Source organism: Salarchaeum japonicum, from assembly GCF_020614395.1.
GTDB classification, from domain to species: Archaea; Halobacteriota; Halobacteria; order Halobacteriales; family Halobacteriaceae; genus Salarchaeum; species Salarchaeum japonicum.
In genome coordinates this window covers 299326-315575 of the sequence record NZ_CP085324.1, presented here as the reverse complement: position 1 = coordinate 315575, position 16250 = coordinate 299326, and the positions used below count along the sequence as shown (strand labels likewise).

Here is a 16250-nt window from a genome sequence, read left to right as displayed (position 1 = left end):
AATGATTGTTTGTCCTTCTATATAAAACTTTGCCACCCGCGGGGAGAGAACGCCGGCGAGACGCCCCGAAACCCCAGAATTCGTGTTGTGTGTTCACACGGTACAGTCGGGGAGTGGTGTGTCGGCGTCCGCCCACCACGCCTTTCACGCCGCTCCGAGAACCCCCGAGCATGGCGACACTCACGCCGGAAGACGAGGGCAAGTTCCTCGTGGACATCGAGGGCGAACAGCTCGGAATCGTCACCGCCGTCGAGGACAACACCGCCTGGGTCGACCCCGAACCCGGCCTCGGCGAATCCGTGCTCGCCGCCTTCGGCTGGACGGAGAAAGGCGAGGACGACTACACCGTGAGCGGCGACGCCGTGGACACCGTCACCGACGAGGAAGTCCGCGTCCACGCGGACATATAGAACAAGAATTAAGTCACATACTCGACCAGTTCGCCGTATGACGACCGAACCACGATGGGCGCGGGGCGCGGAACACGCGGGGAGAACCCTCGCGGGCGCGCTCGCCTGGCTGCTCGCGTTCGCCGGCGCGCTCTGCGTCGGCTACACGTTCCTGCGAGCGGTCGGCCCCGCGCCGTGGAGCGCGCTCGGGTTCGCGCTCGCGCTCGCCGTCTCCCTCCTCACCGTCGCGGCCGGCCTCTACGGCCACCCCCGCCTCCGCGAACGCGTCCGCGCCGTCCGCGACTAACCCCGCGCCCCCTGGTTTTACCTTCCGCGTCCCGCAACCCCAGACCATGGCATCCGCCCTCATCGCGGTCGGAGCGATACTCCTTCTCGTCGCCGCGGCCGCCGGCGTGTACGGCCGCCGCCAGCACCGCCGGCGCGCGCTCGTCGAAGCCACCGAAACGACCGCCGTGCGGGACATCCGCGAGGAAGGCCGCGTCGAACTGAAAGGCACGGTTCGAAGCGACAGCACGTTCGACGCCCCCATCCGCGGCGACCCCGCCGTGCTCTCCGCGTGGGAGGTCGAGGAGTGGGACGAAGGCGGAAGCTCGGACATGTGGGAGACGCGCGCCGAAGGCGTCTACGCCACCCCGTTCACGCTCGACGACGGCACCGGGAACGTCACCATCGACATCGGCACGCACGTGGACGACACGTCGACGGGCACGGGCATCGACGACATTCAGGTGAGCGCCATCGACGTGGATCGCTTCCTCTCCACCGGCGTCACCGTCGGCGACGTAATCGCCGCCCTCGACGACTTCGGCGTCGAACTCACCGTCCCGCCGGACACCGAACCCCCCGAACGAATCACGGAGTTCGTGCGCGGCGAAACCAGCGTCGCCACACAGGCCGACTCAATCACGAACGTCATCGACATCGGGAACGCCCACGGCGAACGCCGCTACTACGAAGGCACGCTCTCCCCCGGCGACGACGTGTACGTCCTCGGGCACGCCCGCGCCAGCGAGACCGCCACCCACCCCCTCAAACCCGAGGACGTCGTCGTCGAACCCATCGACGGCGAGACCTTCATCGTCTCCGACAAACCCGAAGACGAACTCGTCGAAACCTTCGGCCGCTACACGTACGCGTACGCCATCGCCGCCGCCCTCGCACTCGCCGGCATCGCCGCCATCGCGTACGGCGCAGGCGTCGTGTAATCGAAGAGCTGACCGCTACGCGTCGCTCAGGAGTGTCGTTCGTGGAGAGAAGCGCCGGGACTGGGATTTGAACAGCGTCAGACTCCCTACGGTCGCCTGACTGGCTCAAATCCCGACCGGGCTACCGCATCCTCGACCGGAGACGCCCAGCCGAGACTGGGCGTCTCGGTCTCAGTAGAAAACGCCGGGACTGGGATTTGAACCCAGAACCCCGTAAGGGGACACGCTTTCCAGGCGTGCGCTTTGCCATTCGGCCATCCCGGCTTACACCACTTCGTAGCCGACTCCGGCGTTTAAACCCTTCTCATTCGGGCGGCGACGACGGGGACGGTGAGCGTGGTGGCAAGGAAGACGGCGAGGGCGACGGCGAGGAGGACGGGGAAGCCCGGGCCGTCGCCGGTGGCGAGGCGGTAGCCCTGCGCGAGGACGAGGAAGGTGAGCGCGCCGACGAGCCCCCAGACGGCGGCGTCGCGGTTCATCTAGTCGCGGGTGGCGATGGCTTCGATTTCGACGCCGACGCCCTTCGGGAGCGCGCCCGCCTGCACGGCGCTCCGCGCGGGCGGGTTGTCCTGGAAGTACTCCTCGTACGTCTCGTTCATCTCGTCGAAGTCGTCGATGTCCGCGAGGAACACCGTCGTCTTCAGCACGTCCTGGGTGGTGAGGCCTTCCTCTTCGAGGATGGCTTTCACGTTTTCGAGGCTCTGCCGGGTCTGGGTGGCGATGGGTTCGTCGTCGAGCAGGTCGCCGTCCGGCGTCATCGGAATCTGGCCGGCGGTGAACACGAGGTCGCCGTTCGTCGTCGCCTGGCTGTACGCGCCGACGGCCTCGGGCGCGTCACCGGTGGAGATCGTTCGCTTCATACCCGAGGGGAGACCGCGGGAGGACTTAACTCCCCGCGACTAGCCGTCGCGCTGATGGCGGCCCGACCCCAACCGGACGTATGAACAGACTGCGGGCGGGCGGCGTCGCGGCGGCGCTCGCGGGACTCGCCGGTCTCGCGGGGTCGCGCGAGCGTGCGCGCGGGATTCCGTTCAGCCCCGTGAACGGCGGTCGTCGCATCGGCGCGGACTTCCCCGAGCGCACAGGACTCTCGGACGAGGCCGCGCCGACCCCGACGGGCGAGATGGACAACTTCGACGCGTTCGCGCGCCCCGACTTCGACACCGACCGCGTCGCCCCCGACATCCGCGCGTTCTACGAGGCGACGAGCGACTACGAGATGGCCTATCGAACCCGCTGGCACCGCCCGTTCCGCACCGGCGCGCGCCTCGCCGCCCCTCTCACGACCCACCTCCAGCAACTGAACCTCCCCGCACCCGGCGACGACGGGACGCGAACACTGGAGAGCCGCTTCGTCCCCATTGACCCCGACGCCGACCCGCGGCCCGGCGCGCGAGCGTGGATACGCACCGACCCCGACACCGGCGAGGCAGTGTTCGTCGCGCTCTACGCCCACCACGACGCGCAAAACGAGCGGTTCGTGAACAACGCAGACCACCGGCCTGCTGGCTCACAAACCCCGGAACGCTTCGTGAACAACGCAGACCACCGGCCTGCTGGCTCACAAACCCCGGAACGCTTCGTGAACATCGCCGCCCCCCTACCGGGCGGAAATCTCTCGACGGTACTCCACCTCGAATCGGTCGCGACGGACAGCGCGCGCGGGGACGGCGTGCGGTTGACGACGCGCGCGCCCGGCGACCCCGGCCTCTACTGGGTGCGGGACGGCGCGGGGTTCTGGCTGCCGATGGAGCAGACGTTCACGGTGTGGCCCGCGGACGCGTCGGACGCGCCGGACGCGCCCGGCGACGGGGCGGTGGTGGCGACCCACGAGATGTGGCTGTTGGGTCAGAAATTCCTCACCGTGACGTACGGCATCGCGCGATAGCTTAGACGAGGACTTCCACGTCGTAGCCGCGTTCGCGGAGGCTGTCGAGGAGGTCCTCGACGTGGTCTTCGCCCCGGGTTTCGAGGTCGAGTTCGACCTCGGCGGCGTTCATCGCGATGTCGCGGTTGGTTCGGTCGTGCTGGATGGCGTAGATGTTCGCGCGGGCGTCGCTGAGCACCTCGATGAGGTCGTCGAGCGCGCCGGGCCGGTCCTTGAGGACGGTGCGAATCTTGATGTAGCGGCCGCTGGCGACGAGGCCGCGCGTGATGACGGTGGTGAGGAGGTTGAGGTCGATGTTCCCGCCGCAGAGCGCGGGGACGATGACCTCGTCCTTCTCGTAGACGAACTTGCCTTCGAGGAGCGCGGCGAGCGGCACCGCGCCCGCGCCCTCGACGAGCGTCTTCCCGCGTTCGAGGAGCATCGTGACGGCGCTCGCGATTTCGTCGTCCGTGACGGTGACCACGTCGTCCACGCGCTCGCGGATGACGGGGAACGTCTGCTCGCCGACCCGCCGCACGGCGATGCCGTCCGCGATGGTGTCCACGGCGTCGATGGCCTCCGGACTTCCCTTCCGGAGGGACTGCGCGACGGTGGACGCGCCGTCGGCCTGCACGCCGACGACGCGCGTGTCGGGGCTGCGGGCCTTGATGGCGGTGGCGATGCCGGAGATGAGGCCGCCGCCGCCGATGGGGACGACGACGGTCTCGACCTCGGGGAGGTGGTCGAGGATTTCGAGGCCGATGGTGCCCTGGCCCGCCATCACCGTCTCGTCGTCGAACGCGTGGACGTACGTCCGGCCCTCCTCGCGTTCGAGTTCGTGCGCGCGCTCCTGGGCGGCGTCGTAGTCCACGCCGTGCAGGACGACCTCCGCGCCGTAACTCCGCGTCGCCTTGATTTTCGAGATGGGCGCGGTCTCGGGCATCACGACCTTCGCGTCCACGCCCGACCGGCTGGCGGCGAGCGCGACGCCCTGCGCGTGGTTGCCCGCGCTGGCGGTGACGACGCCCGCGGCCGCCTCCTCGTCGGAGAGCGTGCGGATGCGGTTCGCCGCGCCCCGAATCTTGAACGACCCGGTGCGCTGGAAGCACTCCAGTTTCAGGTGGACTTCCGCGCCGGTGATGTCCGAGAACGTGTGCGAGTAGTCGAGCGGCGTGTGGCGGGCGACGTCGCTCACGCGGTCCTCGGCTTCGAGGACGTCCGCGAGTTCGAGCATACCGGGGAGAGAGCAGGGGCTACAGTAAGAATAGCGATGTCGCAGAGGGGGAGCGTGTGACTCCACTCGACCCGACGAGCGCTCGAATCATAAACCCGCGGGAAGCGGAGTGAAAGTGAAACCGGGCGGCGTTCTCATAGAGAACGGAATCCGCCCCTTGAACCCCCAGTGTGTCGTTTTCGAGCGTTTCTCCGGTCGCGTTCAGTTTCACCGGGGTCGGGCTGTCGGTTCCGGTACGGTGAACACGCTCGGCCCTGTCGCTGGACGTGGTGCGCTCTCACCGCGCGGTCTGGACGCGCGTCCTCTCGCTCGCGTGGCCGGTGATGAGCGAGCAGACGCTCCGCACGCTGATGCGGGCGGTGGACATCGTCGTCACCGCGACGTTCAGCCCCGTCGCCGCCTGGGGGTTCCGGGACGGCGACTGGGCCGCGCGCGCCGCCGACAGGATGGACGAACGCGCCACCACCGACTGACCGACCACACTAACGAACGAAACCGCCCGAAAAGAAACGGCGTCTACCGCTCGTCGATGGGCGTCCAGTCGTTGGACTCGTCGCCGATGTAACGGCCGCGCGGCCGGATGAGGCGGTTGTCCTCCTGGTATTCGAGGACGTGACCGACCCAGCCACCGACGCGACTCATCGCGAAGATGGGCGTGTAGAGGTCGAGGGGGATGCCGAGCTGGTAGTAGACGGTGCCGGAGTAGAAGTCGACGTTCGGGGCGAGGCCCTTCTCGTCGAAGTTCTTCTCATCGATAAGGTACTGTTCGATGTCGTGGGCGATGTCGTACCACTTCTTCTCGCCGCTCGCGTTCCCGAGGTCCTTCGACTTGCGTTCGAGGATGACGGCGCGCGGGTCTTTGACGTTGTAGACGCGGTGGCCCCAGCCGGGGACGCGGAGGCCGTCAGCGATGGCGTCGTCCACCCACTGGAGGGGGTCTTTGCCGGACTCCTCGACTTCCACGAGGAGTTCCATGACGTCCTGGTTCGCGCCGCCGTGGAGGCTGCCGGAGAGCGCGCCGATGCCGCCGGTGACGGAGGAGTACATGTCCGCGAGCGTGGACGCGATGACCATGCTCGTGAACGTGGAGGCGTTCAGGCCGTGGTCGGCGTGGAGCGTGAGCGCCATGTCGAACGTCTCCGCGGCCACGTCGTCGGGTTCCTCGCCCGTGAACATGTAGAGGAAGTTCGCGGCGTGCCCGAGGTCTTCCCGGGGTTCCACGACGTCCTCGCCGCGGCGGAGGCGGTCGTAGGCCGCGAGAATCGTGGGGATCTTCGCGGTAATGCGGCGGCCCTTCCGGAGGCTCGCGTCGAGGTCTTCGGGGTCGGCGTCGTCCTCGGGTTCGTACGCGGAGAGCTGGCTGACGGCGGTGCGGAGCGCGTTCATCGGATCCTCGTCCGCGTCCACGAGGTCGCGGAGGAGGTCGACGACGGCGTCGTCGATGTCGCGCTCTGCGGCCATCTCGGACTCGAACGCGTCGAGTTCCGCCCGGGTGGGGAGTTCGCCGTGCCAGAGGAGGTAGAGGACTTCCTCGTAGCTCGCGTTCTCGGCGAGGTCCTCGATGGTGTATCCACGGTAGACGAGTTTGCCCTCGTCTCCGTCGATGTAACTCAGCGAGGACTCGGCGACGAGCACGCCTTCAAGCCCCTTGTGAAGTTCGTCTGCCATAGCCAGGGGTTCTTCGCGGTCTTTCAAAAGGATTGTCTATTAGGAAGCGCGCGAGGGTTTTTGTTCGCGGGCGCTGAACCCGGACGCATGAGTGGCCGCGTGGAGTACGAGCCGGCGAGCGTGAAAGCCCTCCTCGCGGAGATGAAGGACACGGCGGAACTCCTCATCGACCTCTCGTACTCCGCGGTGCTCCACGGGAGCGACGACGTGGCGCAGGAAGTGCTCGCGCTGGAGGAGCGCATGGACGTCCTGCAGATGCGGGCGCGGATGAGCGTGATGCTGGCGGCGCGCAACCCCGAGGAGGTGGAGTCGCTCGCGCCCGTACTCGGCATCACGGGCGCGGCGGAGAAGGTGAGCGACGCCGCCGGCGACATCGCGAAGGTCGTCCTCGAAGACATCGGCCTGCCGGAGGCGATTCGAGCGGCGCTCCCGGAGGCCGTGGAGACGCTGGTGCGCGCGGAACTCGCCGCGGACTCCGCGTACGCGGGCCGGACGTTCGCCGACGTGAACCTCGAAACGGAGACGGGCGTGCGCGTCATCGCCGTGCGGCGCGGCGGCGACTGGCTCCTCAACCCCGACCGGGAGACGGCGTTCGAGGCGGGCGACGTACTCCTGTTGCGCGGCCCCGAGGAGACGATTGGGGACGTGGTGGAGGCCGCGACGGGCGAGCCGTACGCCCCGCCCGCGCCGGCGGAACCGGACATCACGGACCTCGAACGCGCGGTCGATTCGCTCGTGTTGATGAAGAACATGAGCGAGCTCGCCGTGGACCTCGCGTACGGGAGCGTGCTGTTCGACTCCGCGGAGATAGCCGAGGAGGTCGTGGAACTCGAAGCCGAGGTGGACGCGCTGAAGTCGCGCTTCGAGGCGTGGACGCTCCGCGCGGCGGCGGACGTCCCCGACCCAGTCCGGTTGCGCGGCCTGATGCACCTCGCGACCGCGACCGAGGTCATCAGCGACGCGGCGCTCGAAATCAGCGAGGGCGTCCTCCGCGGACTGGACACGCACGTCGTCGTGCAGGAGGCCGTCGAGGAGTCCGACGAGGTCATCGTCCGGCAGACGGTCGAAGCGGACAGCGCCCTCGACGGCGCGACGCTCGGCGAGCGCGCGGTGAAGACCGAGACGGGGATGCGCGTCATCGCGGTGCGGCGGCCGGACACGGACGACGAGTGGGTGGTGCAACCCGGCCCCGACACCGACCTCCGCGCGGGCGACGTACTGCTCGCGAAGGGCACCCGCGCCGGCGCGGAACGCCTCGACGCGCTCGCGTCCGCGTGACCGCGCTCTCCGGGGATTCTCCGGGACCGAACCAATCAATACCTTCCAGCGGCGGATTGTAGGTAATGACCACGCTGGGCTCCGCGAGCGCCGAGCCGGGGGAGGCCGGGTTCGGCCGCCTCGACGTCGGCGAGACGCGGGACGGAACCACCATCGGACTCCCCGTCGCCGTCATCAACGGCGCTGACGAGGGAGAGACGCTGTACGTGCAGGCGGCGAGCGACGGCGACGAACTCAACGGCGTCGGCGTCGTGAACCGCGTCGTCCCCCAGCTCGACCCCCAGGAACTCTCGGGGACGGTGCTCGTCGTCGGCATCACGAACTGGCACGCGTTCCAGGTCGCGGAGCACCGCAACCCCATCGACGACACGAAGATGAACCGCGCGTACCCCGGGGACGCGAACGGCTCCTCGTCGGAGCGCGTCGCGCACGCGACGTTCGAGGCCGCGCAGCGCGCCGACCTCGTGCTCGACCTCCACCAGGGCTCGACGAGCCGGATGCTGAACGAGGTGCGGGTGCGGTGCGGCCGCCGCCACCGCCTCCACGACGAGTGTCTCGAACTCGCGAAGGTGTTCGACTGCGGGCACGTCCTCGACCAGAAGGGGCCGGACGGCCAGCTCGCGCGCGCCGCGCCCGACGAGGGCATCCCGACCATCGACCCCGAACTCGGCGGCGCGGTCGGCTGGGACGAGGAGTCCATCGAGTACGGCGTCCGCGGCGTCTGGAACGTCCTCGAACACTACGGGTTCGTCGAGGGCGACGCGGAGCCGGAGTCGCAGACGCGCGCGAAGCGCTTCGACCGGTACGGCGCGCCCGCCGGCGGTATCGTGAACTTCGAGGCCGAACTCGGGGACGAGGTGTCCGCGGGCGACGTGCTGTTCCGCGTGACGGACGTGTTCGGGTCGCTGAAGGCGGAGGTCGCGGCGCGCGGCGACGGCGTCTTCTGGCGGTCGCGGCGACTCCCCCAGGTGGCGACCGGCGAGTACGTCTGCTCCGTCGGCACGAACATCGACACCGCATGACCCTGGAGTGCGGCGCGTGCGGCGCGACGTACGCGGCGGGCCCCGACGAGCCGTGGCGCTGCGAGTGCGGGCACGCGCTCGACTTCGCGGAGCGCGCGCTCCCCGAACCCCGCGACGTGGACGCCTCTCGGGGGCTGTGGGCGTTCGCTGACTTCCTCCCCGCGACCCCGGCGGTGACGCTCGGCGAGGGGTTCACGCCGCTGACCGACGCGCCCGCGTGGGACGCCGAGTTCAAACTCGACTTCGTCTTCCCCTCGGGGAGTTACAAGGACCGCGGCGCGACCGTCCTGCTGTCGCGCGCGGCCGAACTCGGCGTGGAGCGCGTGCTGGAGGACTCCTCGGGGAACGCGGGCGCGGCCGTCGCGCAGTACGCCGCGCGCGCCGGCATCGACGCGGACATCTACGTGCCGGCGGACGCGAAACCCTCGAAACTCCGCGCCATCGAGGCCGCGGGCGCGACGCCGGTCAGAATCGAGGGGACGCGGGGCGACGTGACGGAGGCGTGCGTCGAGGCGGTGGCGGCGGGCGACGGCTGGTACGCGAGTCACGCCTGGAACCCCGCGTTCTACGCGGGCACGGAGACGTTCGCGTACGAACTCGCCGTCCAGCGCGACATGGACGTGCCGGACGCCGTCGTGCTCCCGCTCGGCCACGGCACGCTCTTCCTCGGCGCGTACCGCGGGTTCAGGCGGCTCCGCGACGCCGGCTGGACGGACTCGATTCCGCGGCTGTACGGCGTCCAGGCGGCGGGCGTCGCTCCCATCGCGAACCGCCTGCACGCGGACGGCGACGGGGAGAACGACGTGGCGGACGGCATCCAGATAGCCGACCCCGCGCGCGCCGACCAGATTCTCGACGCCATCGACGCCACGGGCGGCGACGCCATCGCGCTCGACGCCGACACCACCCGCGACGAACTGGAGCGCCTGCACGACCGCGGGTTCTACTGCGAGCCGACGAGCGCCGTCGCGCCCGCCGGCCTCCGCGCGTACCGCGAACGCGGCGAAATCAGGGACGGCGAGGACGTGGTGGTGCCGCTCACGGGGAGCGGACTGAAAACGTAGTTAGCGGCAGTCTGCGAGCGAGACGAACGCCTCTCCTTTCGCGGTGAGCCACGTCGTCACGTCATCCTCGGGGGCGTCGGCGGGGTACACCGTGCACTCGTCGCCGCCCGGATAGGACTCGACGCGACAGTCGAGCTGGAATCGCGGCCAGCGCTGGCTCGCGCGGGGTAGTTCGCCGCGCTCGGCGCACGTCGCAGCGTCGTGGGCGTCGGTGCCGCTCATGCGGCCACCTCCGCCGTGTGTGCGACAGTCGAATCGCGCATCGGCTATCCCATACTACGCACCCCCGGTATTTACACCCACCTATTTCGTCCCGAAATTAAAATCGAAAGCATACAAACCCCGTCCGAAGTCGGCCCGAGGACATATATGTCGAAACCGCTCCGGAGTGGACTCGATGTTCGTCAACATCGCGTCTATCCCTCCAGATGGGTCGGCGCGTCGAACCCGCCGCGGACGAGCGGCTTGGAGACGTGGCGGCGCGCGCACGGCGGCACCTCGTACCACCCGGGCGAGAGGTCGCGGCGGAGCGGTTGCTCGACCTTCCCCGGCGCGGCGGTGTCGCAGTCCCGACACCGGTACCCCTGGTCGCGGCCCGCGGACTCCATGCGAGTCCCGCAGTCGGGACACGTCGGCGTCACGTGCTCGACGGACGCGAGCGCGTCCACGCGGAGCTTTTCGAGTTTGAGCGTTCCCTCGCTCACCTCGCCGCACGCCAGCACGCGGTCGCCGGGCCGGAGCGCGCGCACCCGGTCGCGGAAGCGCTTCGTCGGCTCGAACGCCGCACAATCCAGGGTGTCGCCGTCGGCTTCGAGCGTGAGAAAGACGTGGCCGCCCCGCCGGGTCTCGGGTTCCGACGCGACGGTGCCCGCGACGCGGTACGCGCCGCCGTCTGCGACTTCGGTGAGCGCGGCGTCCCGGAGGTGGGCGTCGGTTCCCTGGTTCGTGACGAACGTGCGCGCGGCGTACACGGGTTCGGACTCGATGGCGTCGGCGACCGCGCGGACGGCGTCCGGACTGTCGCCGCGAATCCCGTGGAGGACGGGGCCGGGCGTGTGCGGCACGCAAACGGCCTCGCCCTCGCCCCTATCGACCGTGTCCCAGACGTCGGGGTAGCCCTCGTCGGCGGCGGCGAACACGGACTCGTGGGAGAACTCGCGGGGAGTGCCGCGGCGCTCGTGCTCGCGGTACGAGATGCGTTCGTACGTCCAGTCCGAGAAGGCAGTCCACGCGCCGACGGCGGCGAGCGCGCCGATGCGGCCGCGGCCGCCCCGCCAGCCCTCGTGGCGATAGTCCAGGTCGTCGGCGAGCGCGAGCGCGTCGTCGAGGTCGAGGAGGTCGCGGACGGCCGTCCACGCGAACTCGCTCGCGCCCGCGCCGTCGTCGGGCGCGACCACGACGCCGGGCTGAGTGTTCGAGTCCTCGACCGCGGCCGCGTCGCTCACCACGGCGCTGGCGGCGTCGAACGCCGAGTCGGGGTCGGCGTCCGTATGAATCGCGAGCGCGGCGTTCCCCCGCGTCTTGTGCGGCGCGGCGGGGTTCAGGCGGACGAGCAGGACGCGTTCGACGCCGTGGCCGGCGGAGTCGAGGCGTTCCGCGACCGCGTGGGCGGCGTACGTCGTGCACATCCCGCGCTCCCGGGAGTCCGTGTCGTCCAGGCCGACGATAGTCACACGCACCGTTCTCTCGCGGCGGATTAACAGCTTTCGGACGCTCTCCCGCCGGCACAACGCATATATGCGCCTAGCGGCTTATCTCCGGTTATGTCACGGTCGGCTCTCATCGAGAACGTCACCGCGATGCTCGCGGACGCCGGGTTTTCGGTGAGCGACCGCGCCACCATCCGACCGAAGAGCTTCGACGTCGCCGCGCGCCGCGGCGAGGACGTCGTGTTGCTCAAGATACTCGCGAACATCGACGCGTTCGACGCACCCACCGGGGCGGAGATGCGGCGGCTCGGCCACTACCTGAACGCCACCCCGCTCGTCATCGGCCTGCGCAGTCGCGACGAGGAGTTGGAGCACGGCGTGGTCTACTTCCGGCACGGCGTCCCCGCCATCAGCCCGGACACCGCGCTCGACTACTTCCTCGACGGCGTCCCGCCGCTCATCTACGCCGCGCCCGGCGGTCTCTACGTGAACATCGACGGCGACGTGCTCGCGGACGAACGCGAAGAACAGGGCTTGAGCCTCGGCCAGCTCGCCCAGGAGCTCGGCGTCTCCCGGCGCACCGTCTCGAAGTACGAGGACGGCATGAACGCGAGCATCGACGTGGCCGTCCAGCTCGAAGAGCTGTTCGGGGATTCGCTCACGAGTCCCGTGAACGTGATGGACGGCGCGGAGGACGTGCGGGACGCCGACCCAACCCCGGAAGACCCGGACGTCGACCCCGCCGACCAGCCCGTGCTCACCGTGCTCACCCGCGTCGGGTTCGACGTGCACCCGACGACGCGCGCGCCGTTCAAGGCCGTGAGCGAGGACGAGCGCGAACCCAGCCTCCTCACCGGGAACTCAGACCTGACGGAGGCGGCGGTGAAGCGCGCGCGAATCATGGCGAGCGTCGGCCGCGTCACCCACACCCGCTCCGTCTACTTCGTGGATAAGTCCAAGCAGACGTCCATCGACGGCACCGCCATCATCGAGCGCAGCGAGGTCGAGGACATGGACGACCCCGAGGAGTTCCGCGACCTCCTCAAGGAGCGCGGCGAGCCGAGCGAAGCCTAAGCGTACTGTTCTTCGAGGTACTCGACGATGTCGTCGGACTCCGGCATTCCCTCGACGCCGTGCTCGGGGTCGACGAGAACGGGGACGCCGGTCTGGCCGCTGACCTCCTCGACCTCGGTGCGTTCGGAGTGCGCGCGCGGCACGTCGATCTGCTCGTAGTCGAGGTCGAGCTCCGCGAGCGTGTCCTTGACTTTCGCGCAGTACGGGCAGCCGGGGAGGTTGTAGAGCGTGAGCGTGCTCATACCCGGACGGAGAGCGCGGAGAACAAAGAGCGGTGGGGTAGGGGCGTTACGCGACGGTGCTCTGGAGGATTCCGCTGGTGCGGACGAAGAAGTAGACGACGAAGGCGGCGGCGAGCAGCCACTGCCCGACGCTGACCTCGTCGTACTCGCCGACGGCGGTCTTGACGATGGGGTAGGAGACGATGCCGGCGGCGATGCCGTACGCGATAGAGTAGGTGAACGGCATGACGAGGATGGTGAGGCCGGCGGGGATGGCGTACGTGAGGTCGTTCCAGTCGATGCCGGTGACGTTCCCGAGCATGATGACGCCGATGACGACGAGCGCGATGTGGCTCGCGTACTGGGGGATGGCGGCGGCGAGCGGGACGAAGACGAGAGAGACGAGGAAGAGGATGGCGATGACGAGCGCGGTCATGCCGGTGCGGCCGCCTTCCTCGACGCCGGCGGCGGATTCGATGTAGGCGGTGACGGTGGACGTGCCGAGCATCCCGCCGACGGTCGTGCCGATGGCGTCCGCCATCAGGGGTTTGTCGGCGTCGGGGAGGTCGCCGTCCTCGTCGAGGAATCCGCCCGCCTGGCCGACGCCGACGAGCGTTCCCGCGGTGTCGAAGAAGTCCACGAAGAAGAACGTGAAGACGATGAGCGCGAAGCTCAGGGCTTCGACGTTCTGGAAGCCCTCGATGAACGCGCCGGCGAGCGGCGTGATGTCGTACTGGGCGTCGGGGAGTTCGCTCCACTGGAAGCCGGAGGTGGTGACGAAGTCCGCGGCGAGGTTGCCGCCGCCGTAGCCGGCGAGGGTGAGCGCGACGCCGGCGACGGTGGTGCCGAGGATGCCGATGATGATGCTTCCGGTGACGCCGCGGGCGTAGAGCGCGAGCGTGAAGAACAGGCCGACGATGGCGAGGATGGCGACGGGGTTCTGCGCGAGGTTGCCGAGGGAGACGGCGGTCGCGGTGTCGGTGACGACGACGCCCATCGCCTGGAAGCCGATGAGCGCGAGGAACAGCCCGATACCGGTGCCGACGGCGAACTTCACGGGTTCGGGGAACAGTTTGATGACGTACTCGCGCGCGCCGATTGCGGTGAGGACGATGAAGAGCACGCCCTCAACGACGACGGCGGCGAGCGCGGTCTGCCAGGGGACGCCGAGCGCGCCGACGACGGTGAACGCGAAGAAGGCGTTCAGGCCGAGGCCGGGTGCCAGGCCGAACGGCCGGTTGGCGTAGAACGCCATCACCAGAATCGCCGCGGCGGACGCGAGGATGGTGACGACGGCGAGCATCTGCACCGTCTCGGCGTACGTGTAGCCCTCGACGACGAACCCGCCGAACTCGTCGCCCTGTTTGGCGAGCGTGGCGGGGTTGACGACGATGATGTAGCTCATCGCGAGGAACGTGGTGATTCCCGCGACGGTCTCTGTCCTGAGGTCGGTGTCGTGTTCGTCGAACCCGAAGTAGTCGGCGAGGGTATCAGCGAGTCCCATGATGCACGTTCGAGCGTACACGACAGACTTTACTTAAACGTTACCACACAGTTGTGCTAGTCGTGCAATAATTGACTCATACTACCCCAGAAGAAGCACGTTCGTGCCTACTTCTCGAACTCGGCGAGGGTGCCGACCGGCGCGTCGGTGCGCTCGCGGGCGCGCCCGACACCCTCGTCGCCGACCGCGATGAGCGTGAACACGCCCGCAACGTCCGCGTCCGCCGTCGTCGCGATGTCGAGGAGGAGTTCCTGCGTCTCGCCGGACCGGATGAGGTCGTCCACGACCAGCACCGACTCGCCCGCGGAGAGCGCGGACTCCGGGAGGTAGTACGTGAGTTCGATGCCGGAGTCGAGGCGCTGGCGGGCCTCGATGAACTCGTCCACCGCCGTCTCCTTCGACTTCTTCGCGTACGCACACCGCGCGTCGAAGTACGAGGCGAGCGCCGCCGCGAGCGTGATGCCGTCCGTCGCCGCGGTGAGCACCACGTCCGGCTGGCCGAAGTCGTAGGACTCCGCCGCGACCGGCGCGACGAGGTCGAGGAAGGACTGGTCGAACACGACGCCGGAGTTGTCCACGTAGCCCTCGTCGTCCACGGAGACCCGGGCTTCGAGTTCGTCGCGGAGCGTCTCCGTCCCGACGCCCTCGACGACCTCGCGGGCGCGGTCGGCGCTCGGGAGGACGTGGCCGTTCACGTACCGGTTCAGGTCGCCGGCCGGGAGGTCAGTTTCCGCCGCGAGTTCGTCGTACGTCCGCGTCTCCTTCAGCGTTCGGAGAACCGATACCGCCTGCAACTGGAGGGTCGCCTTCTCGGCGCGATTCATACCCCTATTCACGATTCCACAAGTATGAATAACTCGGATTCGTTCAGGGGAGAAAGCGGCACGTCCGCGCGCTTACCGGTCGGCGTCGGCGAGCAGTTCCTCGGCCGTCACCAGCGCTTCGAGTTCGAGGTCGTGCTCCGCGAGCAGTTCGCTCCCGCCCTCCTCGCGGTCGACGACGACCAGCACGCGGTTCACTTCCGCACCCGCCTCGCGGAGGGCCTGGGCGGCGTCGAGCGCCGACTGCCCCGTCGTCGCGATGTCCTCCACAATCACGACCTCCTCGCCCTCCGAGAGCCGGCCCTCGATGCGGTTCCCGGTGCCGTACTCCTTCGCCTGCTTGCGCGCGATGACGTACGGGTTGTCCGTCTCCACGCTCGTCACCGCCGCCAGCGGCACGCCGCCGAGCGCGACCCCGCCCAGTTTCTCGTCCTCGACGAGGCTCGCGAACTCCCGCGCGATGAGCCGCAGACACCCCGGGTCGGTCTCGAACAGGTACTTGTCCACGTAGTACTCCGAGGTGCCGCCGTGCGACAGCTCGAACTCCCCGAACTGCACCGAGTCGGCGTCCCGCAACGCCCGAATGAGGTCGTCGTTCGCCATTACGGAGAACGTCGAGAGGACGGGTGAAAAACGGTTCGCGTTGCCCGCACTACCAGGGTTCGTCCTTCAATCCGAGCTGGTAGGCGATGCCGTTGGTGGCGAGGTGGAGGAGGGGGGTGAGGACGAGGATGGCGAGGAGCACGTCGAGCGTGAAGTAGCGGCCGAACCACGCGGGGTCGACGAGGGCGGTGAGGGCGAGGGCGACGACGACGAAGTCGAGCTGGTCGAGGAGGGGGAAGGACGCGCCGCGTTCGCGGCCGGTGCGGCGCTTGACGAACGAGGCGAGGATGTCGCCGAGCATCGCGCCCGCGGGGAGCGCGACCATGGCTTCGAAGGGGAACCAGGGGACGGAGACGCCGAGGAGGCCGGTAGCGTCGAGCTGGAGGACGTCGAGCGCGGCGGCGACGGCGAACCCGGCGAGGACGCCGAACAGGGTGCCGCGGTACGTCTTTCCGTCGCCGAGGACGCGTTTCCCGTTCAGGGTGCGGCCGCCGTCGATGGGCGCGCCGCCGCCCGCGAGCACGGCGGCGTTGTTCGGGACGTACGCGGGCAGCATCACCCACATCGCGGTCACGACCGTCGCGTAGAGACTCACACGCCAGTCTCGGCGCGCGCGAGCCATAAACGGCC

General features: G+C 69.0%; 20 protein-coding genes and 1 tRNA gene. 9 read left to right on the top strand and 12 right to left on the bottom strand.

Annotated elements, in window-relative coordinates; all coding sequences use genetic code 11:
• Positions 1–170 precede the first annotated feature (170 nt).
• Genes LI334_RS01770 through LI334_RS01760 form a run of 3 tightly spaced genes read left to right on the top strand, consistent with a single transcriptional unit; the run spans position 171 to position 1615 of the window.
• The gene (locus LI334_RS01770) at positions 171–410 is read left to right on the top strand and encodes a hypothetical protein (RefSeq protein WP_227261456.1); all 240 of its coding nucleotides are present in this window, start codon (positions 171–173) and stop codon (positions 408–410) included.
• A 37-nt stretch (positions 411–447) separates the two neighbouring features.
• Positions 448–696: a hypothetical protein gene (locus tag LI334_RS01765; protein ID WP_227261455.1), complete on the top strand. Its 249-nt coding sequence runs from the start codon at positions 448–450 to the stop codon at positions 694–696.
• A 46-nt stretch (positions 697–742) separates the two neighbouring features.
• The gene (locus LI334_RS01760; RefSeq protein ID WP_227261454.1) at positions 743–1615 is read left to right on the top strand and encodes an E3 ubiquitin ligase family protein; all 873 of its coding nucleotides are present in this window, start codon (positions 743–745) and stop codon (positions 1613–1615) included.
• Between the two features lie 182 nt (positions 1616–1797).
• Here LI334_RS01760 and LI334_RS01755 read toward each other — a convergent pair.
• The 3 genes from LI334_RS01755 to LI334_RS01745 all read right to left on the bottom strand — a co-directional run bounded on the left by LI334_RS01755 (position 1798) and on the right by LI334_RS01745 (position 2475).
• Positions 1798–1879: transfer RNA gene (locus LI334_RS01755), tRNA-Ser, on the bottom strand.
• A gap of 29 nt (positions 1880–1908) precedes the next feature.
• Positions 1909–2094, bottom strand: a complete 186-nt coding sequence (locus LI334_RS01750) for a hypothetical protein (RefSeq protein ID WP_227261453.1) — start codon at positions 2092–2094, stop codon at positions 1909–1911.
• On the bottom strand, positions 2095–2475 hold the full coding sequence (locus LI334_RS01745) for a Rid family detoxifying hydrolase (RefSeq protein WP_227261452.1): 381 nt from the start codon (positions 2473–2475) through the stop codon (positions 2095–2097).
• A gap of 80 nt (positions 2476–2555) precedes the next feature.
• Between LI334_RS01745 and LI334_RS01740 the strand changes: the two genes are divergently transcribed.
• Positions 2556–3503 carry a hypothetical protein gene (locus tag LI334_RS01740; protein WP_227261451.1) on the top strand — a complete coding sequence of 316 codons (948 nt, stop codon included), beginning with the start codon at positions 2556–2558 and terminating at the stop codon, positions 3501–3503.
• 1 nt (position 3504) lies between these two features.
• Here the strand turns inward: LI334_RS01740 and ilvA are convergent, their stop codons facing one another.
• Positions 3505–4716: a threonine ammonia-lyase gene (gene ilvA / locus LI334_RS01735; protein WP_227261450.1), complete on the bottom strand. Its 1212-nt coding sequence runs from the start codon at positions 4714–4716 to the stop codon at positions 3505–3507.
• Positions 4717–4985: 269 nt separating this feature from the next.
• Between ilvA and LI334_RS01730 the strand changes: the two genes are divergently transcribed.
• The gene (locus LI334_RS01730; protein ID WP_227261449.1) at positions 4986–5189 is read left to right on the top strand and encodes a hypothetical protein; all 204 of its coding nucleotides are present in this window, start codon (positions 4986–4988) and stop codon (positions 5187–5189) included.
• Between the two features lie 43 nt (positions 5190–5232).
• On the opposite strand, the gene citZ is transcribed toward LI334_RS01730, so the two are convergent.
• A complete protein-coding gene (citZ, locus tag LI334_RS01725; RefSeq protein ID WP_227261448.1) occupies positions 5233–6384 on the bottom strand; it encodes a citrate synthase in 1152 nt (383 codons plus the stop codon).
• A gap of 87 nt (positions 6385–6471) precedes the next feature.
• On the opposite strand from citZ, the gene LI334_RS01720 reads away from it, so the two are divergent.
• The 3 genes from LI334_RS01720 to LI334_RS01710 all read left to right on the top strand — a co-directional run bounded on the left by LI334_RS01720 (position 6472) and on the right by LI334_RS01710 (position 9748).
• Positions 6472–7662, top strand: coding sequence for a potassium channel family protein (locus LI334_RS01720; protein ID WP_227261447.1), 1191 nt, complete (start codon positions 6472–6474; stop codon positions 7660–7662).
• Between the two features lie 65 nt (positions 7663–7727).
• On the top strand, positions 7728–8684 hold the full coding sequence (locus tag LI334_RS01715; RefSeq protein ID WP_227261446.1) for a succinylglutamate desuccinylase/aspartoacylase family protein: 957 nt from the start codon (positions 7728–7730) through the stop codon (positions 8682–8684).
• A complete protein-coding gene (locus LI334_RS01710; protein WP_227261445.1) occupies positions 8681–9748 on the top strand; it encodes a pyridoxal-phosphate dependent enzyme in 1068 nt (355 codons plus the stop codon). Before LI334_RS01715 ends, LI334_RS01710 begins: the two co-directional genes overlap by 4 nt.
• Here LI334_RS01710 and LI334_RS01705 read toward each other — a convergent pair whose 3' ends face one another.
• Both LI334_RS01705 and LI334_RS01700 read right to left on the bottom strand, forming a co-directional pair.
• A complete protein-coding gene (locus LI334_RS01705) occupies positions 9749–9970 on the bottom strand; it encodes a DUF7511 domain-containing protein (RefSeq protein ID WP_227261444.1) in 222 nt (73 codons plus the stop codon). It abuts the gene before it with no gap.
• 194 nt (positions 9971–10164) lie between these two features.
• Complete coding sequence (locus tag LI334_RS01700) at positions 10165–11421, bottom strand: tRNA(Ile)(2)-agmatinylcytidine synthase (protein ID WP_227261443.1); 1257 nt, start codon at positions 11419–11421, stop codon at positions 10165–10167.
• A gap of 90 nt (positions 11422–11511) precedes the next feature.
• On the opposite strand from LI334_RS01700, the gene LI334_RS01695 reads away from it, so the two are divergent.
• Positions 11512–12471, top strand: a complete 960-nt coding sequence (locus LI334_RS01695; RefSeq protein WP_227261442.1) for a transcriptional regulator — start codon at positions 11512–11514, stop codon at positions 12469–12471.
• On the opposite strand, the gene LI334_RS01690 is transcribed toward LI334_RS01695, so the two are convergent.
• From LI334_RS01690 to LI334_RS01670, 5 genes are all read right to left on the bottom strand, one after another.
• On the bottom strand, positions 12468–12713 hold the full coding sequence (locus tag LI334_RS01690; protein WP_227261441.1) for a glutathione S-transferase N-terminal domain-containing protein: 246 nt from the start codon (positions 12711–12713) through the stop codon (positions 12468–12470). The two genes, LI334_RS01695 and LI334_RS01690, sit on opposite strands and share 4 nt — an antisense overlap.
• Before the next feature lie 46 nt (positions 12714–12759).
• Positions 12760–14196 (bottom strand): NCS2 family permease, encoded by a 1437-nt coding sequence (locus LI334_RS01685; protein ID WP_227261440.1) that lies wholly within the window; start codon positions 14194–14196, stop codon positions 12760–12762.
• Between the two features lie 107 nt (positions 14197–14303).
• Positions 14304–15020 (bottom strand): phosphoribosyltransferase family protein, encoded by a 717-nt coding sequence (locus tag LI334_RS01680; protein ID WP_227261439.1) that lies wholly within the window; start codon positions 15018–15020, stop codon positions 14304–14306.
• Positions 15021–15092: 72 nt separating this feature from the next.
• On the bottom strand, positions 15093–15620 hold the full coding sequence (gene pyrE, locus LI334_RS01675; protein ID WP_227261438.1) for an orotate phosphoribosyltransferase: 528 nt from the start codon (positions 15618–15620) through the stop codon (positions 15093–15095).
• Positions 15621–15669: 49 nt separating this feature from the next.
• A complete protein-coding gene (locus LI334_RS01670) occupies positions 15670–16215 on the bottom strand; it encodes a CDP-2,3-bis-(O-geranylgeranyl)-sn-glycerol synthase (RefSeq protein ID WP_343750008.1) in 546 nt (181 codons plus the stop codon).
• Positions 16216–16250: the final 35 nt, after the last annotated feature.

Coding starts and splice junctions, on each gene's coding strand:
- LI334_RS01770 (WP_227261456.1), top strand. CDS start 171: ATGGCGACACTCACGCCGGAAGACGAGGGCAAGTTCCTCGTGGACATC.
- LI334_RS01765 (WP_227261455.1), top strand. CDS start 448: ATGACGACCGAACCACGATGGGCGCGGGGCGCGGAACACGCGGGGAGA.
- LI334_RS01760 (WP_227261454.1), top strand. CDS start 743: ATGGCATCCGCCCTCATCGCGGTCGGAGCGATACTCCTTCTCGTCGCC.
- LI334_RS01750 (WP_227261453.1), bottom strand. CDS start 2,094: ATGAACCGCGACGCCGCCGTCTGGGGGCTCGTCGGCGCGCTCACCTTC.
- LI334_RS01745 (WP_227261452.1), bottom strand. CDS start 2,475: ATGAAGCGAACGATCTCCACCGGTGACGCGCCCGAGGCCGTCGGCGCG.
- LI334_RS01740 (WP_227261451.1), top strand. CDS start 2,556: ATGAACAGACTGCGGGCGGGCGGCGTCGCGGCGGCGCTCGCGGGACTC.
- ilvA (WP_227261450.1), bottom strand. CDS start 4,716: ATGCTCGAACTCGCGGACGTCCTCGAAGCCGAGGACCGCGTGAGCGAC.
- citZ (WP_227261448.1), bottom strand. CDS start 6,384: ATGGCAGACGAACTTCACAAGGGGCTTGAAGGCGTGCTCGTCGCCGAG.
- LI334_RS01720 (WP_227261447.1), top strand. CDS start 6,472: ATGAGTGGCCGCGTGGAGTACGAGCCGGCGAGCGTGAAAGCCCTCCTC.
- LI334_RS01715 (WP_227261446.1), top strand. CDS start 7,728: ATGACCACGCTGGGCTCCGCGAGCGCCGAGCCGGGGGAGGCCGGGTTC.
- LI334_RS01710 (WP_227261445.1), top strand. CDS start 8,681: ATGACCCTGGAGTGCGGCGCGTGCGGCGCGACGTACGCGGCGGGCCCC.
- LI334_RS01705 (WP_227261444.1), bottom strand. CDS start 9,970: ATGAGCGGCACCGACGCCCACGACGCTGCGACGTGCGCCGAGCGCGGC.
- LI334_RS01695 (WP_227261442.1), top strand. CDS start 11,512: ATGTCACGGTCGGCTCTCATCGAGAACGTCACCGCGATGCTCGCGGAC.
- LI334_RS01690 (WP_227261441.1), bottom strand. CDS start 12,713: ATGAGCACGCTCACGCTCTACAACCTCCCCGGCTGCCCGTACTGCGCG.
- LI334_RS01685 (WP_227261440.1), bottom strand. CDS start 14,196: ATGGGACTCGCTGATACCCTCGCCGACTACTTCGGGTTCGACGAACAC.
- LI334_RS01680 (WP_227261439.1), bottom strand. CDS start 15,020: ATGAATCGCGCCGAGAAGGCGACCCTCCAGTTGCAGGCGGTATCGGTT.
- pyrE (WP_227261438.1), bottom strand. CDS start 15,620: ATGGCGAACGACGACCTCATTCGGGCGTTGCGGGACGCCGACTCGGTG.